Raw genomic sequence first — 1,172 nt, forward strand, 5'->3', positions numbered from 1 at the left:
AAGCACATGTGCCTGGTCTTTCGCATTCGCGAGCAGGCTCGCTCCCACAGGTCCTGGGTTTTACTTATGGATCTCACCCGCTCTGATGTAACTCATACCGCTAGAGCCCTTGAGCGCCACGATGATCACCGTTGGCGGCTTCAGTCCTTGAATTCTCGCGATGCGTACCCGGCGAGCTTGCCTTGGATGAAGTCCAGGAAGCACTGGATCCGCAACGCCAGCTGGGAGTTGCGGTAGTACACCGCGTTGATCGGCTGGCGGTAGCCGCTGTTGGCATCGGCCAGCAGCACCTTGAGGCGACCGGCGCTGATGTCGTCGCGCGTCATGAAATCCGACAGGCAAGCGATGCCCTGCCCTTGCAGCGCCAGATGACGCACCGTTTCGCCGCTGGACGCGCTGATGGCCGGCTGGATCGGCCAGCGATCACCGTGGATGTGGCGCAGCGGCCACTGGTTGAGCCCGTCGTTCAGGGCAAAACCCAGCAACGAATGCTCCACCAGTTCGGCAACGCTGGAAGGTGTGCCATGCCGCTTGAGATAGGCCGGACTGGCGAGGATGTGCAACGGACTGCACCCCAGCGACCGCGCATGCAGCGTCGAGTCGGCAAGAGTGCCGATGCGGATGGCGACGTCTGTGCTTTGCTCGAGCAGATCGATGATCAGGTCGTTGCTGTTGAGTTCGAGCTGGATGTCCGGGTAAAGGCCGCGAAATTCTTCGATATGCGGAACGATCGCGTGCAGCATGAACGGCGATGCGGCGTTGATCCGCAAGCGGCCGGCGGGGTTCTTCTGGCGCGAAGACAGGCGCTCTTCCAGCTCGTCCATCTGGTCCAGAATGCCCTTGGCCTGTTCGAAGAAATACTTGCCTTCCTCAGTCAGGTCCATGCGCCGCGTGGTGCGGTTGATCAATGTGGTATCGAGCTTGGCTTCCAGGCGCGACAGCGTACGGCTGACCGCCGACGGCGTCTGCCCGACCTGCTCGGCGGCGGCGGAAATCGATCCGCATTCGATCACGCAGACAAAAATCTGCAACTCGTCGGATCTGGCTTTCACAGACATCCTCTCGTGGAATGCATACACCGATGTAGCGGTCGCCTTTGTGGCGAGGGCGCGTAGCGACCGCTTTCTGGAGGCGCTTCGCACCTCAGCGGGAGCAAGCTCCCTCGCCACGAC

General features: G+C 61.3%; 1 protein-coding gene. It reads right to left on the reverse strand.

Going from position 1 to position 1,172, the window contains the following annotated elements:
* Positions 1-140: 140 nt before the first annotated feature.
* Positions 141-1,052 (reverse strand): LysR substrate-binding domain-containing protein, encoded by a 912-nt coding sequence (locus ACE04F_RS26965; RefSeq protein ID WP_486110613.1) that lies wholly within the window; start codon positions 1,050-1,052, stop codon positions 141-143.
* Between the last annotated feature and the right edge of the window lie 120 nt (positions 1,053-1,172).

It is taken from the genome of Pseudomonas sp. AGC41, assembly GCF_057334555.1.